The 17,118-nt window shown below is 70.7% G+C and carries 10 protein-coding genes; 8 read left to right on the top strand and 2 right to left on the bottom strand.

Annotated elements, in window-relative coordinates:
• The first annotated feature begins 534 nt into the window (after window positions 1-534).
• From ABD466_RS29000 to ABD466_RS28970, 7 genes are read left to right on the top strand one after another with little or no spacing between them, the layout of a single operon-like run.
• Window positions 535-1,791 carry an ROK family transcriptional regulator gene (locus tag ABD466_RS29000; protein WP_344660366.1) on the top strand — a complete coding sequence of 419 codons (1,257 nt, stop codon included), beginning with the start codon at window positions 535-537 and terminating at the stop codon, window positions 1,789-1,791.
• Between the two features lie 14 nt (window positions 1,792-1,805).
• A complete protein-coding gene (locus ABD466_RS28995) occupies window positions 1,806-3,065 on the top strand; it encodes an extracellular solute-binding protein (RefSeq protein ID WP_344660365.1) in 1,260 nt (419 codons plus the stop codon).
• A 7-nt stretch (window positions 3,066-3,072) separates the two neighbouring features.
• Window positions 3,073-4,248, top strand: coding sequence for a carbohydrate ABC transporter permease (locus ABD466_RS28990; RefSeq protein WP_425558767.1), 1,176 nt, complete (start codon window positions 3,073-3,075; stop codon window positions 4,246-4,248).
• Window positions 4,245-5,081, top strand: a complete 837-nt coding sequence (locus tag ABD466_RS28985) for a carbohydrate ABC transporter permease (RefSeq protein WP_344660364.1) — start codon at window positions 4,245-4,247, stop codon at window positions 5,079-5,081. Before ABD466_RS28990 ends, ABD466_RS28985 begins: the two co-directional genes overlap by 4 nt.
• A gap of 20 nt (window positions 5,082-5,101) precedes the next feature.
• The gene (locus ABD466_RS28980; protein ID WP_344660363.1) at window positions 5,102-6,805 is read left to right on the top strand and encodes a glycoside hydrolase family 5 protein; all 1,704 of its coding nucleotides are present in this window, start codon (window positions 5,102-5,104) and stop codon (window positions 6,803-6,805) included.
• A gap of 3 nt (window positions 6,806-6,808) precedes the next feature.
• Window positions 6,809-10,309: a discoidin domain-containing protein gene (locus ABD466_RS28975; protein ID WP_344660362.1), complete on the top strand. Its 3,501-nt coding sequence runs from the start codon at window positions 6,809-6,811 to the stop codon at window positions 10,307-10,309.
• Window positions 10,310-10,368: 59 nt separating this feature from the next.
• Window positions 10,369-13,122 carry a helix-turn-helix transcriptional regulator gene (locus tag ABD466_RS28970; RefSeq protein ID WP_344660372.1) on the top strand — a complete coding sequence of 918 codons (2,754 nt, stop codon included), beginning with the start codon at window positions 10,369-10,371 and terminating at the stop codon, window positions 13,120-13,122.
• Between the two features lie 132 nt (window positions 13,123-13,254).
• On the opposite strand, the gene ABD466_RS28965 is transcribed toward ABD466_RS28970, so the two are convergent.
• Window positions 13,255-14,187: an endo-beta-N-acetylglucosaminidase H gene (locus tag ABD466_RS28965; RefSeq protein ID WP_344660361.1), complete on the bottom strand. Its 933-nt coding sequence runs from the start codon at window positions 14,185-14,187 to the stop codon at window positions 13,255-13,257.
• A 233-nt stretch (window positions 14,188-14,420) separates the two neighbouring features.
• On the opposite strand from ABD466_RS28965, the gene ABD466_RS28960 reads away from it, so the two are divergent.
• Window positions 14,421-15,533, top strand: a complete 1,113-nt coding sequence (locus ABD466_RS28960) for a hypothetical protein (RefSeq protein WP_344660360.1) — start codon at window positions 14,421-14,423, stop codon at window positions 15,531-15,533.
• Window positions 15,534-15,655: 122 nt separating this feature from the next.
• Here ABD466_RS28960 and ABD466_RS28955 read toward each other — a convergent pair whose 3' ends face one another.
• Entirely contained in the window at window positions 15,656-16,972 is a 1,317-nt protein-coding gene (locus ABD466_RS28955) for a Cys-Gln thioester bond-forming surface protein (RefSeq protein ID WP_344660359.1), read from the bottom strand.
• Window positions 16,973-17,118 lie beyond the last annotated feature (146 nt).

Here is a 17,118-nt window from a genome sequence, read left to right as displayed (position 1 = left end):
TGGGATCCCCCAGAGCCGAGGCCGCCCGCCGCGCAGGCGCCCCCGGAGGGCCGCCGGAGGCATCGCGCCCCGCCCTTGGGCGCGAACGCGAAGCCAGACCGGCAGACCCAACCGCAGTGACGCGACCCGACGCTGCGCCCGGCAAGGCGGCGGGGCGGGGTCCAGTCAGGTGACTGTGATCCGGAGTATCCGCAGCGTGGAGAGGGAGCCCTCGGTGTTTCTAGCAGCCCTGATTTACCTTGCCTTAATTTAAGTGGTAGCCGCTCGCGGGCCGCCCAGATGCCTATAGACAGGCACCAAATAGAACGAAACGCCCTTCGTCGCGCCGCCGAACAGGTGCTGCAACCAGCCCACAGTCGAACGACCTAGGTCGGTTCAAGGGGCGGTCTCATTACCGTTGCGGTATGACGGCGGCCTGCCCGCCGAGTTCGAGGGCTTCTTCACCTGCTGTTTCACCCGGAGGGTTGAAAACACGGGTCCGCGCGTCCCATAATTTCAAGGCTTAACTTTAGTGGTGAAACGACAGGGGCGGGGATGACGCACAGCGCGACGTCGAGGGATCTGCGGCAGCGCAACCGCGCGGCGGTGTTCCGGCGGATGGTGCTCGACGGCGAGACCACCCGGGCCGATCTCGCGGCCGCCTGCGGGATGTCCGCCGCCACCGTCACCAATGTCGTCAACGACCTGATCGGGGAGGGGCTGGTGCGGGAGCTCGGCTTCGTGCCCTCGGTCGGCGGTCGGCCGATCGCCCGGCTGGGTGTGGTGCCGGACGGCGCGCATGTGGTCGGCGCCGACTTCGGTGAGGAGTGGGTCGCGGTCAAGCTGTTCGACCTGAGCCTGCGCCGGCACGACGAGGTCCGGGTCGAGCTGGACCGGCGCACCGTCACCGGCGAGGTGGTGGCCGCGGCGATCCGCGAGGCGCTGGACCGGTTCCGGGCCGCGCATCCGGAGCGGATGGCCTCGCTGGTGGGCATCGGCCTGGGCCTGCCGGGGATCGTCGAGCACTCCGCCGACGGCTCCTCCACGCTGTTCGCGCAGACCCTGCGCTGGCGGCACCTGTCCATCGACACCGTCTTCGATCTCGGCGACGTGCCGGTGTTCGCGGACAACGTGGCCAAGACCCTGACCATCGCCGAGCACTGGCTGGGCGCGGCCCGGGGCAGCGCCGAGGCGGCGGTGGTGCTGGTCGGCCGGGGGATCGGCGCCGGCTTCGTGAACGGCGGGCGGGTGCTGCAGGGGCTGTCCGGCAGCGCCGGGGAGTGGGGCCACACGAAGATCTCGATAGGCGGGCCCAGTTGCCAGTGCGGCTCGCGTGGCTGTCTGGAGGCGCACGTCGGCGGGGACGCCATCGTCCGTCGCTGGCTGCCGGACGAGGACGAGCTGGCCTTCACCGGCACCCACGGCGTGGACCGGTTCCTGGCCGCGGTGGCGGACGACGACCCGCGCGCGGTCCGGATCCTCGACGACTCGATCGAGGTGCTGGGCCTGGGCCTGGCCAACCTCGTCAACATGCTGAACCCGGAGCGGATCGTGGTCGGCGGCTGGCTCGGCCAGCGGCTGATGGCGGTGCGCGGCGCGGAGCTGGAACGGGCCGTCCGCGCCTACTCCCTGGCCCGTCCCGGCCAGCAGGTGGCGGTCGTGCCCTGCCAGCTGGGCGAGGACGCCATCGCGACCGGTTCGGCCCTGCTCCCGCTGGAGCGCCTGATCGACGGAGAGCTGCGGGCACCGCAGCCGGCGGAGCGCGGCCACGCCGCCACCCGCGTCGCGCGTCAACGAAACACCAAGGACTGAGGAGAACCGCCCAGATGCGAATACGTAGTGTGGCCTTGCGAAGAGTCGCCGCCACGGCGACCGCACTGGTCGTGGCCGCGGCCGTCGGCGCCTGCGGGTCGGGCGGGTCCGGCGGGGCGGCGTCGTCCGGCTCGGGCACCCTGAAGATGTGGGTCATGGGCGACGCCGGAAACGGTTTCAAGACGTTGACGGCCGACTGGAGCAAGCAGACCGGCATCAAGGTCGACGTGCAGGCGATCCCGTGGTCGGAGATCCACACCAAGCTCACCACCGCCGTCGCCTCGGGCAACGGTCCGGACGTGGTCCAGGTCGGCTACTCCCTGGTCCCCACCTTCCAGCAGGCCGGCGCGCTGGCCGATCTCAGCTCCTACGCCGCGGCGCACCCCGCGCTGCAGGACGGCGCTTACCTCGAAGGCGCCTCGCTGAAGACCCTGAACCCGGCGGGCAAGCTCTACACGGTCCCGTGGACCAGTGACACCCGCGTGCTGTTCTACCGCACCGACCTGCTCACCGCCGCCGGCATCAGCAAGCCCCCGACCACCTGGTCCGAGCTCCACGACGACGCGGTCACGCTGGCCAAGCGCGGCTCGGGCAAGTACGGGTACTACATCCCCCAGTGGGACCTCGCGCTGCCCGCGGAGTTCGCCTGGCAGGCCGGCGGCGACGTCACCGACGCGTCCGGCGCGATCAAGCTGGACACCCCGCAGATGCGCACCGCCCTGGACTACTACCTGTCCTTCTACAAGGACAAGGCCGTCCCCACCGCCGCCGACTTCGACCAGGTCGCCGGCTTCATCTCCGGGGCCGCCCCGATGCTGATCAGCGGGCCCTACCTGGCCAAGAGCGTCGAGACCCAGGCCCCGGACCTGAAGGGCAAGTGGGCGGTGGCGCCGCTGCCGGCCGGTCCGGCGGCGGGGACCTCGCTGTTCGCGGGCTCCGGCTTGGGGATCTGGAAGAACTCGGCCAAGACCGAGTCGGCCCTGAAGCTCCTGGACTTCCTGGCCACGCCGGCCGCCCAGGTGAAGTGGTTCCAGATCGACGGCGACCTGCCGTCGGTGAAGACGGCTATGACCGACCCGGCGCTGACCGCCGACCCGAACGTCGCGGTCTACGTCAAGCAGCTCGACGACGCCAAGCTGCTGCCGCTGAACCCGGCCTGGGACAAGGCCGACCAGGATCTGCTCGACGCGCTGAACAAGGCGGCCCTGCAGGGTGCCGACATCTCCTCGGCCCTGGGCAAGATCGACCAGGCGGCGCAGGGGCAGCCGAAGTGAGACGACCGTGACCCGCGCGGTGGTGCCGGAGCAGGGCTCCGGCGCCGCGGTGCCCAGCATGGGGCGGCTCGGACGGAGCAGCCTGGTGGCGCGGATCGGCCGGATCCGCACGGACGGCGAGGTCGGCGAGTCCGGCGTCCTTAGCGAGTCCGGCCAGTCCGGCGAGCCCGGTCGGTCGAGCCAGTCGAGCCAGTCGGGCCAATCGGGCCGCTCGGGCCGCTCGGGCCGCTCGGGCCGCTCTGGCCAGTCGGGCCAGTCGAGCCGAGCGTCCGCCGACCGCCGCGCCGCCTGGACGGCCCGTGCTGACCGCGCCGCGCCCTACCTGTTCGTGAGCCCCGCCTTCCTGTTGCTGTTCGCCTTCGGCGTCCTGCCGATCGGGCTGGCCGCCGTGGTCAGTCTCACCGATCTGGACGTCGGCGGGCTCGGGGACCTCGGCAAGGTCCACTTCGTCGGGCTGGAGAACTTCACCAGCTTGCTGGCATCGGACTCCGACTTCTGGCCGGCGCTCGGTAACACGGCGCTGTTCATCGTGATGGGCGTGCCGGTGATCGTGGTGACCTCGCTGGCCGTCGCGATCGGGCTCAACCGCAGCCGGTCGCTGCTGTTCCGGGCGTTGCGCGCGTTCTACTTCGTGCCCGCCGTCACCGGCATCGTCGCGGTGTCGCTGGTGTTCGCCAACCTCTACAACTCCCAGTTCGGGCTGCTCAACCACCTGTTGGACGCGGTCGGCCTGCCGGCGGTCCCGTGGCTGGCCGACCCCACGTGGGCCAAGGTGTCGGTGGCGCTGGTCGCGATCTGGCGCGCGCTGGGGCTGAACGTCATCATCCTGCTGGCCGCCCAGCAGGACATCCCGCGCGAGTACTACGAGGCCGCCGCGCTCGACGGCGCCGGCCGCGTGCGGCAGGCGTTCTCCATCACCATCCCGCTGCTGCGCTTCGCGCTGTTCTTCGTGACGGTGACCACGCTGATCAACTGGATGCAGTTCTTCGACGAGCCGTTCGTCCTCACCGGCGGCGGCCCGGTCGGCGCCACCACCTCGGCCTCCCTCTACATCTACAAGGAAGGCTTCGAGCTCAACCGGTTCGGCTTCGCCTCGGCGGCCTCGCTGGTGCTGTTCGTGCTGATCTTCGCCGTCACCGCCTTCCAGCTGTGGCTGGCCCGCCGGGCGGGGGAGCGACGGTGAGCGCGGTGCGGAGCGTGCAGGCCCTGAAACGGCGTCCGTGGGCGAGCGGGATCGTCCTGAGCCTGGGCGCCCTGCTCGTCGCGTTCCCGTTGATCTGGATGGTGTCGTCCTCCTTCAAACCGCTGTCGGAGTCCCGGAGCGACCCGCCGGCGCTGGTGCCGCACCATCCGACCGTCAACGCCTACCAGCGGCTGTTCGAGGACCAGCGGTTCGGCACCTACCTGATCAACACCCTGATCGTGGTGGCGATCGACGGCGTCGGCCTGGTGCTGATGGCCATGGCCGGCTACGCCTTCGCCAAGATGCGCTTCCGCGGCCGCGGCGTCATGTTCGCGATGGTGCTGGCCACCATGATGGTGCCGGTCCAGATCACCATGATCCCGACCTATCTGACGCTGAACTTCCTCGGCCTGACCAACACGCTGCTCGGCATCGCCCTGCCCACCCTCGTCGGCGCGTTCGGCATCTTCCTGTTCCGCCAGTTCATGGGCACCATCCCGGACGAGCTGCTGGAGGCCGCGCGCATCGACGGCGCCGGGCCCTGGCGGACGTTCGGCTCGATCGTGCTGCCGATGTCGCGGCCGATCCTCGCGGTCCAGGCGGTGCTGACGTTCATCGCCGGCTGGAACAGCTTCCTGTGGCCGCTGATCGTGGCCGACGACCAGAGCAAGTACACCGTCGCGGTGGGCCTGTCGCTGCTCAACAAACAGCAGAGCGTGGACCCCTCGCTGCAGTTGGCCGGGGCCACGTTCATGGTCCTGCCGGTCCTCGTCGTGTTCGTGGTGTTCCAGCGCCAGATCGTCCGGGGCTTCACCATGTCGGGCTTGAAATGAGATCAGGGGGAGACAGGCGCATGTCACGGGATTTCACAGGGTTCGTCCACCGCAGCGGCCGCGAGGTCCACGACGGCCGCGGACGCCGGCTGCTGCTGCGCGGCTTCGGGCTGGGCAACTGGCTGCTGCCCGAGGGCTACATGTGGAAGTTCGTGGAGCCGGGACCCATGGCTCCCCGCGGCATCGAGGGGCTGTTCGCCGAGCTCGTCGGCGCCGAGCGCGCCGCCGCCTTCTGGACCGCGTTCCGGGATTCCTTCATCACCGGCGACGACATCGCGCGAATGGCCGCGCTCGGGGCCGACCACGTCCGGCTGCCGATCAACGCCCGCGTGGTGTGGACCGAGGACGGCACCCCGATCGAGGAGGGCTTCGCGCTCGTCGACCGGCTCATCGACTGGTGCCGCCGCCACGGGCTGTGGGTCGTGCTCGACCTGCACGGCGCGCCCGGCGGGCAGACCGGCAAGAACATCGACGACTCCCTCGGCACCCCGGCGCTGTTCGAGGACCCGCGCAACCGTGTGCTGACCATCGCCCTGTGGCGGTACATCGCCGAGCGGTACCGGGACGAGACCGTCGTCGCCGCCTACGACCTGCTCAACGAGCCGCTGCCCGAGGAATACCAGTACTCGTACGCCGACCGGCTGATCGCCCTCTACCGAGACCTCACCGCCGCGATCCGCGACGTCGACCCGAATCACCTGATCATGTATGAGGGTTCGCACTGGGCCACCAACTTCACCGGTTTCGAGGTCTGGGACGAGAACTCGCTGCTCCAGTTCCACGGCTACTGGCAGCCGCCGGACCGCGCCTGGATCCAGCCCTACCTCGACGCCGGCGAGCGTCTCGGCCTGCCGCTCTACATGGGCGAGGGCGGCGAGAACAACCCGGACTGGATCCACACCGCCTTCACCCTCTACGAGGACCACGGCATCGGCTGGAACTTCTGGCCCTGGAAGAAGATCGACACCCTTTCCTCGCCGTGCTCGGTCGAACCGCCCGAGGGCTGGTGGGACATCGTCGCCTATGCCGCCGGCACCGGCCCGCGGCCCTCGGCCGAGGCGGCCTGGGCCACGCTGTCCGACCTGATCCCGCGCTTCGCCGTCTCCCGCTGCCGCTGGCGGCCGGAGCTCATCAGCGCCCTGTTGAAGACCCCGCCGCTGCACATCCCGGCGTGGGGCTTCGGCTACGAAGGCGAAGGCGTCTCCTACCAGACCGCCTCCGCCCGGCCGCTGGCCGGCTTCCGGGCCGACGAGCGGGTCACGATCCTCGCCGACAAGACCGAGGACGGAAAGCCGAACTTCCATCACATCTGGGGCGAGGCCCGCGAGGCCTCCGACCAGCTCCACCTCCGGCTCGACGCCGGCGACTGGGTGGAGTACCGGTTCGAGCTCACCCAGCCCGCGGCGGTCCACGTGAGCGTGCTCCGCCAGGCCGGCGATTCGGCGCCGGAAATCCTGCTCGACGGCGTCGCCGCCGTGCCTGCGCCCGACGACACCGCCAACACCGATGACGCCGCCAACACCGATGACGCCGCCAACACCGATAACGCAGCCAACACCGATAACGCAGCCAACACCGATAACGCCGCCATCGCCGATGCCGCCGCCCCCGCCGGCTGGAGCTACGTCAGCTCCGCGGACCTGCCCGCCGGCCGTCACCGCGTCCGCCTGCGCGCCACCGCGGACGCCACCGTCATCGACCACCTCGACCTCAGGACGGCCTGACACATGCGGACCCACGCCACGTTTCGGCACCGAATAGCCCTGACCGTCGCCGCACTCGCCGCGGCCACGGTCGCCCCCGCCGCCGCTCCCGCTCCCGCCCACGCGGCGCTTGCCTCCGGCGACTTCCTCAAGACCAACGGCACCGTGCTGCGCAACGCCTCCGGCACCGGCGGCGTCGTCACCCTCCGCGGCACCAACCTCGGCGGCTGGCTCACCCAGGAGGACTGGATGTCCCCGCTCGGGGAGTTCGCCCTGGACCGCACCGGCTGGACCGCCACCGCGTCCGCGGCGAGCACGGCCGCGCCGAACGCGCTGGACGGCGACGCGACCACCGGCTGGAGCACCGGCGCCGCCCAGACCGGCGGTGAATGGCTCCAGGTCGACATGGGCGCCCCGACCCAGCTGGACCGCGTTTACGTCGACGCCGCAGCCAACGCCGGCCAGTACCCCGCCTCCTACCAGGTCACAGTGTCCGACGACGGCACCACGTGGAGCACTGTGACCACCGGCGCGGCCACCGCGCAGCGGCAGTCGATCGCCTTCCCGCCCCGCGTGGCCCGGTACCTGCGGGTCACCCAGACCGGCACCGCCGCCGCACCGTGGACCGTGTCGGAGATCAACGTCTTCAACGATCCGGTGCTGCCGTTCACGCCGAACTGCGTGACCGCCGGCAACCAGGTCTCCGGCCAGACCTGCGTGGTGGACCTCGGGGCCCAGACCTCCGTGTGGAAGGTCCTGTTCGACGCCGGAGCCGCGAACCCCGGCCAGTTCCCGGCCGAATACGAGGTCTGGGGCTCCCCGGACGACACCACCTGGACCAAGTACACCGACGGCATCGGCTCCGGCCAGATCACGACCTCGACGCTGCCGGCCTCACTGACCTTCCGCTACCTGAAGCTCGTGCAGACCGGGACCAAGAGCGTGCCGTGGTCCGTCGCCGGCGTCGACGTCTACTCCACGCCCTACTTCACCAAGAGCGCCTGGACCGTGACCAGCTCCGCCGGGCAGTGGATCCAGGCGGACATGGGCTCCGAGCAGACCTTCAACCAGGTCCAGTTCACCTCCACGTCCGCCACCGACTATCCGGGCTCGTACACGGTCCAGGTCTCCGACGACGGCACCACCTGGACCCAGGTCGCCGCGGGCACCGGCTACCCGCTGTCCACCCCGATCAACTTCCCGGCCGTCCGGGCGCGCTACTTCAAGCTCACCGAGGCCGGCACCCAGACCGCCGCCCTGACCATCGGCAAGGTCGACGTCGCGCTCATCGGCGACGACTACGACATGAACCTCACCTATACCCAGCGCTTCGGCGCCACCACGGCGCAGAGCGTGGTCGACACCTACCGCGACACCTGGATCCAGTCCTCCGACCTCGACAACATCAAGGCCCTGGGCCTGAACATGGTCCGCCTGCCGATCGGCTGGCAGACCCTGCTGAACCCGGACGGTACCTGGAAGACCACCGCCTGGGACCGCATCGACTGGCTCATCCAGCAGGCCGGGCAGCGCGGCATCTACGTCATCCTCGACCTGCACACCCTGCCCGGCGGCGACTGCCCCTGGGCCAGTTGCGGCCGCCTGGCCGCCAGCCCCAACGAGTTCTGGAACAACACCACCTACCAGGACTGGGTCACCACCATCTGGCAGCAGATGGCCACCCGCTACGCCGGCAACCCCACCGTCGCCGCCTACGACCTCATGAACGAGCCGCTGCTGGCCCTCAACGAGAGCGCAGCCGACAACGCCAAGAAGACCGCCTACGAGAACCGGCTCTACCAGACGGTCCGCGCCGCCGACCCGGACCACGTGGTCATGATGGAGGCGTTCTTCAGCTGGAGCGGCACGACCAAGCCGTCGACGTACGGCTGGACCAACGTGATGTACGAAGTCCACCCCTACGACATGGCCGACCCGCTGTCCGCTGATGCCCAGAACACCCTGGTCACCAACCAGCTCGCGGCCCTCGCCGCCAAGCAGGCCGACCCGAACTGGGCCACTCCGATCCTGGCCGGCGAGTTCCAGCTCTACCAGTACGACGACGTCTGGCGCCGCTGGCTGACGGGTCTCAATGCCCTGAACGTGTCCTGGAGCAACTGGACCTACAAGGTGACCCAGGGCCAGGCCGACCTCGGTGGCGGGTACTGGGGCCTGTACAACTCCAACGCCAGCCCCGCCCCGATCATCGACAACGACAGTGCCGCGACCGTCAGCGCCAAGCTCGGCGCCTTCGCCACCTCGGCCTTCCAGCCGAACACACCGTTCCAGAACGACGTCGCGAAGGTCGCCACCGGCGCACCGTACGCGCAGGCCACACCGCTGAGCCAGACCGGCTGGACCGCGACCGCGTCGTCCTCGTCGGCGACCGCGCCGCCGGCCGACGCGCTGGACTGGAACACCGCCACCCGCTGGGCCTCCGGCACCGACCAGGCGCCCGGACAGTGGTTCCAGGTCGACATGGGGACCGCGCAGGTCGTCAGCGGCGTCTCCGTCGAGACCCGCTCCACCGACCTGTTCGACTACGCACGCGGCCTGACGGTGCAGACCTCCGCCGACGGTACGAACTGGACCACCGTCCGCAGCGGAACCGGATGGGGCGCGAAGCAGTACCTCGCCTTCCCGCCGGTCTACGCGCGCTACATCAAGCTCACCCAGACCAGCGCCTCCAGCACCTGGTGGACGATGGCCGAGTTCCACGCCTACGCCGAACCGCCGCTTTCCCGCACCGGCTGGACCGCCTCGGCCTCCGGCACCGGCCCCGGCACCACCCTCGCCGGCCCGCTGGACGGCTCGGCCACCACGCGCTGGAACAGCGGCGCGGCCCAGACCCCGGGCCAGTACTACCAGGTCGACATGGGCAAGACGCAGACCTTTGACACGGTCCTGCTCGACAGCGCGGCCTTCGGCGGCGACTACCCGCGCGGTTACGCGATCCAGACCTCGAACGACGGCACCACCTGGGCCACCGCCGCCACCGGCACCGGATCCGGGCAGCAGGTGATCGCCACGTTCGCGCCGCAGACGGCACGCTACCTGCGCGTCACTCAGACCGGCACCGCCGCCAACTGGTGGTCGATCGCCGAGCTGAACGTCTACGGCGAGCAGGAGAACGCCCGCACCGGCTGGGCTGTCACCGCCTCCTCCACCGGATCGGGCGCGGCCACCGCGAACGTCCTGGACGGCTCGCTGTCCAGCCGCTGGACCAGCGGAGCGGCCCAGGCCGCCGGGCAGTGGGTGCAGATCGACATGGGCGGCCAGCAGTGGTTCAACCACGTGGTGCTGGACGCCGGAACCTCAGCGAACGACTACCCGCGCGGGTTCACCGTGCAGGTGTCGGCGGACGGGACGACCTGGACCACCGTCGCCGACGGCGTCGGCACCGGGGCGTGGACGGCCGTGAACTTCCCCTTCGTACAGGACAGGTACGTCCGGATCACGCTGACCCAGGGCACCGGCGCGAGCGGAGCCTGGTGGTCGGTCGCCGAGCTCCGGGCCTTCCAATAGCCGGACCGCGGGCTTTCCAGCAGTAAGAGAGGTGGAACGTGTCTGCCACGACGACGACGATGATCGGCCGGGCCGACGAGCAGGAACGGCTCGCCGAGCTCGTCACCGCGGGCTCCGGCCGGGCGCTGGTGCTGCGCGGCGAGACCGGCGTCGGCAAGAGCGCCCTGCTCGACCACGCGGCCGAGCTCGCGCTCCGGGACGGCCGCCGGGTGGTCCGCGCGACCGGGATCGAGGCCGAGGCCGGGCTGCCCTACGCCGGGCTGCACCAGCTGGTGCACCCGCTGCTGGCCGAGGCCTCGGGGCTGGACGACGGCAGCCGGACGGTGTTCGACGCCGTCTTCGGCTACCCGGACTTCACCGGGGGCGGCAAACCGCCCTCGGTGATGGCCCTGGGCATCGCGGTGCTCGCGCTGCTGTCCCAGGCCGCGGCGTCCCAGCCGCTGCTGCTCGTCCTGGACGACGGCCAGTGGCTGGACGACGCCAGCACCGACGTCTGCGGCTTCGTGGGCCGGCGGCTGGCCGGCAGCCCGGTCACGCTGCTGGCGGCGGTCCGCTCCGACGTCGCCTCGCGCTTCGAATCCACCGGCCTGCCGGAGCTGACGGTGTCGGCACTCGGTGAGGAGGACGCCGCGCGGCTGCTCGACCAGCACCATCCCGCGCTCAGCACGCAGGTCCGCCGCCTGGTGCTCGACCAGGCGCAGGGCAACCCGCTCGCGTTGCGGGAGCTGCCCGCGCACTTCACCGGAGGCTCCGGCGACGAGATGCCGGACGACCTGTTCGGCCAGCACGCCGTAGCGGTGCCGCGACGCCTGCAACACCTGTACGGGACGCGGATCGCGGCCCTGAGCCCCAGCGTGCGGGCCGAGCTGCTCATGGGCGCGCTCGACGGAACCGGTGGCCGCCCCGGCCAGGCCCCCTCCGGGCTCTACCGCATGCGCGACGCCGACGAAGCCGTGGCCGCCGGGCTGCTCGATATCGAGCCGGGCACCGGCGAGTTCACGTTCCGGCACCCGCTGGTGCGGTCCACCATCGTCCAGATGGCCACCCCGAACCAGCGCCGGGCCGCCCACCGGGTGCTGGCCCAGGTGCACCGGGACCATCTGGAGCGGCGCGCCACCCACCTCGCGGCCGCCACCGTCGACCCCGACGACGACGTCGCCGACATCCTCGAAGCGGCCGCCGAGTCGGTGACCCGCCGCGGCGGCGCCCTGGCCGCCGTCGCGTGGCTGACCCGCGCCGCCGAACTGAGCGAGAGCCACGCCGACCGGTCGCGGCGGCTCGCCGACGCGGCGTTCATCGCCGGCCACGCCGCGCAGCTCGGGCAGGCCCACCGCCTGGTGGTCGCCGACGCCGGAGCGGGCGTGGCCGAATCCCCGGCGGCGGTGATCGCCTCCGCGTACCAGGCGCTGTACCAGAACGGCGACGTGCGGTCGACGTGGCGTCAGGTCACGACGACGATCGAGAGCCTGCGCGACGCCGGGGCGCCCGAGTCCGGCGAGGTCCTGACCCGGCTCGTCGACCTGCTGCTGGCGATGAGCCAGTACGCCGGGGACGCCGCCATGTGGGAGCGCACCCACGCGCTCCTGGACTCGCTGGGCGAGGTCGTGACCGCGGAGTCACGGCTGTTCAGCGGCACATGGAGCGACGTCGTCCGGCACGGCGCCGCCGGCGTCGGGCAGGTGGAGCAGGCCACGGGCCGGCTGGGGGATCTGGAGCCGTGGGACGTCACCCGGCTCGGCGTGGCCGCCTACCATCTCGACGTCCTGAGCCAGTACCGTCCGCACCTGCAGCGCGTCGTCGACCGCGAGCTGGAGACCGGCGCGGCCGCCAGCGGCATCGTGATGCTGCACCTGATCATGCTCGACCAGATCGCGGTCGGGGAGTGGGACGAGGCCGAGCGGTGCGGGCGGCGGGCGCTGGAGGTGGCGGTCGAGCACGGCCTGGAGCTGTTCGCCATGCAGGGCCGCGGATACCTGGCGTACCTCGCGGCGCTGCGCGGTCAGGTCGCGCGGGCGCGGGACCTCCAGGCCGAGGTCGACTCCTGGGCCCGGCCGCGCGGTCTGGGGTTCCTGACCCAGCTCGCCGACGCCGGCGGCGCCCTGGCCGCGTTGAACACCGGCGACTACGAGGCCGCGTACCTGTACGCCGTCGGCGTCACCGCGCCGGGCACGTTCCAGCCGTACATGTATCAGGCCCCGCGCATGCTGCTCGACCTCGTCGAGGCCGCCCGGCACACCGGGCGTGCCGAGCAGGCCCGGCAGCACGCGCTGGCGGCCCGCGACGCCGGCCTGCCCGGGATCTCGCCGCGCCTGGCGCTGCTCACGTACGGCGCACTGGCCATGACCGCGGACGGCGAGCAGGAGGCGGAGGAGATGTTCGCCCTCGCCGAAGCCCACCCGGACGCCGCACGGTTCCCGTTCGACCTCGCCCGGATCCGCCTGGCCCACGGGATCCGCGTGCGGCACGTCAAGGGCCGCGTCGCGGCGCGGCATCTGCTGGTGCAGGCGGCCGAGGCGTTCGACCGCCTCGGCGCCGCCGCCTGGGCCCAGCGCGCGCACCTGGAGCTGCGGGCCGCCGGCAGCGCGCCGCGCGCCTCGATCCTGAACCTGGCCTCGCTGACGTGGCAGGAGCGGCGGATCGCCGACCTGGCCGCGAGCGGGCTGACCAACAAGGAGATCGGGGAGCGGATGCATTTGTCACCGCGCACGGTCAGCTCGCACCTGTACCGCATCTTCCCGAAGCTGGGCATCACGACGCGCGCCGCACTGCGCGACGCCCTGAGCCGCTCGGACGGGGACCGGATGGCGAGCTGACAGCTACAGACCCTGCTCCGCCAGCCAGGCGAGACGATTCGTCGAGGCCGAATGTCTCCAGATCGGTGCGTTGCGAGAGCGGCGGGGCCGGCGCGTCGTCCGCGCCGGCCCCGCCGCTCTCGCTGTGCCTTCTCAGCCGGTGTAGACCGCGTTCGCTCCGTAGAGCACGTTGGTGAAGCTGGAGATGTAGTCGTGGATGTCGGTGCTGGTCAGGTTGTACGTGAGATACACGCCATAGCCGCCGTCGACGGTCTGCTGCGCGAGATCGGCCGCGGTGCCCGAGTCGGTCGAGCCGAAGTCGACGGCCGCGGGGGACAGGCGGCTCTTGGGCAGCGCGATGTCGGGCACGTCGAACGAGCCGTACCAGGGGTTCCACGCGTAGTTGAACATGGAGGTGACGTTGACGCCCTTGTAGGAGAGCCGTGTCGAGGACGGGCCTATGTCGTAGAGCGTGATGAGCTTGTTCGGCATGTAGCCGCGCAGGGCCTGGATCAGGTACACGAACGAGCTGTTGTTGGGCTGCCCGGTGCCGTTGACGCCGTAGTCGGCGTACTCGTCGTCGAAGTCGATGCCGTCGAGCCCGTACTTGGTGACGGCGTCGGACAGCTGCTTGGCGAACGCCGAGGCGGCGGCCTTGGACGGGAAGTTGGCGAAGCCGGCGCCCTGGTGGTTGCCCAGGATCGACAGCTCGACCTTGATCCCCTTCGCCTGCAGCGGCCGGATCTGCGTCGCCGCGTTGTCCAGCACGCTCTGCACCTGCGGGTTGAAGTACAGGTAGGCGTTGGTGCCGTCGTAGTTGATGTTGGCGGCGAAGATGACGCCGATGTCGAAGACGTTGGCGCCGCTGTCGGCCAGCTTGTACTTGCCGACGTTCACCATGCTGTTGCTGTTGACCTCGACGTATGCGACCGAGACCGGGCCGCTCTTGGCCGCGGCGGGCTTCGCGGCCGCGGTGGCGGCGGAGCCCCGGGGCGCGGCCTGTGCGACACCCGCCACGGCGGAGAACGCCAGGGTCAGGGTGCCGGCGAGCGCGGCGGTCCACCGAGTTCGGGATCTGAGCTGCATCGATCAAGCTCCTTCTGGGAGAAGGTGACAAAGAGACGTGCTACACAGAGGTAAAGCGTTTCAGCGAAGTGAAATATGCACCCGGCCCGGGAGGGTGTCAAGGGCTGGCCATCGATCCACGATCCCGTTTCAGCGATTCAGGGTCCGGGGTGAAGCGGACAACTGCATCAGAGGCTTGATTCGAGGGTTATTCGCCTCTACCGGAGGTGGCGGCCGCCCTGCATACTGCGGCCGTGTCGGTTTCCCGCAACGGTGTCGCCGTCGTCGCGACGGCTCTGGTCCTGACGCTCGGCGCGTGCGGCGGTTCGGGGAAGGCGAAGAGCGCTGGGGTCCAGCCCCCAGGCTCTTCGGGTTCTTCGAGCGGCTCGGGCGCCTCGGGCGCCTCGGGGGCGGCCGGTTCCGCGGCCTCCTCGCCGAATTCCGCGAACCCGTCGAGCGCTTCGACGTCGGCGGCGTCACCCGACGGCCCGGACTGCGGCCAGATCGGCACTGACAGCAACGGCGCGGCCGTCCGGCTGTTCATCACCGGCGGGCCCCTGTCCTGCGCCGAGGCCAAGAAGATCTACGCCGACTACGGTGCGGCGGCCAAGGAGGGCTCGGGCGGCTTCGCGACCGTCGACGGCGGCTGGCAGTGCGGGCACAACAGCGTCGCCGGCATCGAGACCAGCGGCGTCCAGGCCGGCTGCCAGAACGACACGAAGAGCTTCGAGACCCGCGTCGGCACCCAGGACACGTCCGGTGGCTCGGAACCCGGCGGCGCCCCCACGAGCGACGGATCCTCCGGCGGCGGCGTGCCGCCCACCGGCACCCCGAAGGGCCGGCTGACCGGCAACCAGCTGGCGGCGATCCTCGCCGGCGTGTCCTCATTCCCGCATGGCACCAGCGCCACCGACCACGCCGATGACTCCGGACCCCGACTGGTGTCCCAGCCCACCGACCCGGGCGGCCTGTTCCGCAGCGCGAGCTGCGCCGACAACGCCACGCTCCCCGACTACTCGGTCCTCGGCACCGCCTACGCCCACCGCGAGTACGCCGTCCAGAGCGCGTTCTCGGCCACCATCGACCAGTTCCAGGACAACGCGACCGTCTCGGCCTACCTCACCGACCGCACGTCCTACATCCAGCGCTGCCAGTCGAGCCGGTTCCCCGGCTCAGCGCTCCAGACGCCGACCGTCGCGGGCCTGCCCGCCACCGTCTTCACCATGCCCGGCCTGCACGAGGTCATCGTCATCGACGGCCCCTACCTGATCGACGTCTCCGCGAACACGCCCGCCGGTCAGGGAGACGCCACGTCGACGCCGCCGGAGAAGGTGGCGGCGGACATCGTCGCGGCGCTCGCGCGCTGACGAGGCGCTGAGCGCCTGAGCCGCTGGGCTGCTGTGCCGCTGGCACGCCAACGCGAAAGCCCCGCAGCGATCCGGGATGCCGGTCGCCGCGGGGCTTCGAGGTTTTCGCGCTCGCTACCGCGTCAGGCGTGCGTGCCCTGCGTCGCCTTCTTGCGCCGCGTGTAGACGACCATGCCGCCACCGGCCGCGACCAGGGCCAGCGCTCCGCCGCCGATGGCCATCGTGTTGCCCGCACCGGTGTGCGCCAGGTTCCCGCCCGGCGTGGTGGTGCTGGTGGTGGGCGTGGTCGACGGAGTGGTCGACGAGGTGGTCGACGAGGGCGTGGTCGAGGGCGTCGTCGACGGGTGCGTGCTCGGCGTGGTCGACGGGGTGGTGCTCGGGGTGGTGGGCGGGGTCACGACCTTCGGAACCCACGACAGCTCGCTCGATCCCGAGACTTGTGCGTTCTTCGACTGCGCCAGGATGAGGTTCTGGGACGGCGTCTTCGGGTCCTCGTTCAGGAAGATGCGGCCGGCTTCGATGCCCGTCACGGTGCCCGAAGCCGTCAGCGTGACCTTGCCCTGGGTGGGGGAGGCGGCCAGCTGGACGTAGACGGTGGTACCGCTCTTGAACATCGCCTTCGGGTCGATCGGCTTGCCGTCGGCGTCCAGCAGCTTGGCCCCGGTCTTGGCCGGGTCGTCCAGGGCCAGCGAGATGAACGCGTGAGAGGTGTCGCTGCTCGTCACCTTGAAGGCGACCTTGTCGCCGGCGTGGTACGACTGATCCTTCGGGAGCGGCACGGCCGGGCCGACGTTCAGCGACGCCTGCGGCTGGTCGGTGCCGCCCGTGTTGAGGCCAGCCTGCGCCGTCAGGTAGGTGAAGATCAGGTAGACGTTGTCGTCTCCGTCCTTCGTGTACTGCGCGCTCTTGTCGATCGCGGTCTTCCCGGTGGGATCGGCCATGGCCCAGATCGCCGCCTGGGTGCCCGCGACCGCCTCGTCGTCGGTCAGGCCGCTGACCTTGTCGCCGGCCGCGGTCGCGGCGGTGCCCAGGGCGGCGGTGCTGAGCTGGGGGACGGAGTGGTTGAGGATCCACTTGATCCCCTGGAGATGCGCCGTGTCGATGCCGTTCTTGCCGGCCTGCGACGCCCAGTCGTGCTCGTCGTAAAGCTGGTCGCGGTCGAGCCCGACCGTCTGCTGGATGCAGTAGGTCAGCAGGTCGTCGCCGGCGCCCTTCACCTTCAACGGTATGAGCACGGTGTGATCGGTCGTCTTTGTGCCGTCGGCGTGCGTCATGACCACAGGGTGATCGGTCTCGCTGTCGAGCAGGGTCTTGTCGACGGTCGCGCCCTTGACGCCGCCGTCCGCGTGCGCGGTACCGGCCACCATCGCGGCGGAGGTGACCCCGAGGAACATGGCGGCGGCCAGCCTGCGTCCGGAAGTGGACGTCGAGTTCTGCATGGATCCCATCCCTTTTAGGTGGTGTGCAGTGAGTCGTTGGCCGGCGGAGCTGTGCGAGCCGACGGCGGGAGTATACTCACCGGTTTCGTCGAGCACTGATGATTCGTCATAATTTCGCGGGGTGAGTGCCTCCCGGATCCAGACGG

This window comes from Catenulispora subtropica (assembly GCF_039531675.1).
GTDB classification, from domain to species: Bacteria; Actinomycetota; Actinomycetes; order Streptomycetales; family Catenulisporaceae; genus Catenulispora; species Catenulispora subtropica.
This window is presented reverse-complemented; position numbering and strand designations above follow the sequence as displayed.

Excerpts from the sequence above, each read along its gene's own strand:
- ABD466_RS29000 (WP_344660366.1), top strand. The coding sequence starts at position 535 with ATGACGCACAGCGCGACGTCGAGGGATCTGCGGCAGCGCAACCGCGCG.
- ABD466_RS28975 (WP_344660362.1), top strand. The coding sequence starts at position 6,809 with ATGCGGACCCACGCCACGTTTCGGCACCGAATAGCCCTGACCGTCGCC.
- ABD466_RS28980 (WP_344660363.1), top strand. The coding sequence starts at position 5,102 with ATGTCACGGGATTTCACAGGGTTCGTCCACCGCAGCGGCCGCGAGGTC.
- ABD466_RS28995 (WP_344660365.1), top strand. The coding sequence starts at position 1,806 with ATGCGAATACGTAGTGTGGCCTTGCGAAGAGTCGCCGCCACGGCGACC.
- ABD466_RS28970 (WP_344660372.1), top strand. The coding sequence starts at position 10,369 with ATGATCGGCCGGGCCGACGAGCAGGAACGGCTCGCCGAGCTCGTCACC.
- ABD466_RS28955 (WP_344660359.1), bottom strand. The coding sequence starts at position 16,972 with ATGCAGAACTCGACGTCCACTTCCGGACGCAGGCTGGCCGCCGCCATG.
- ABD466_RS28965 (WP_344660361.1), bottom strand. The coding sequence starts at position 14,187 with ATGCAGCTCAGATCCCGAACTCGGTGGACCGCCGCGCTCGCCGGCACC.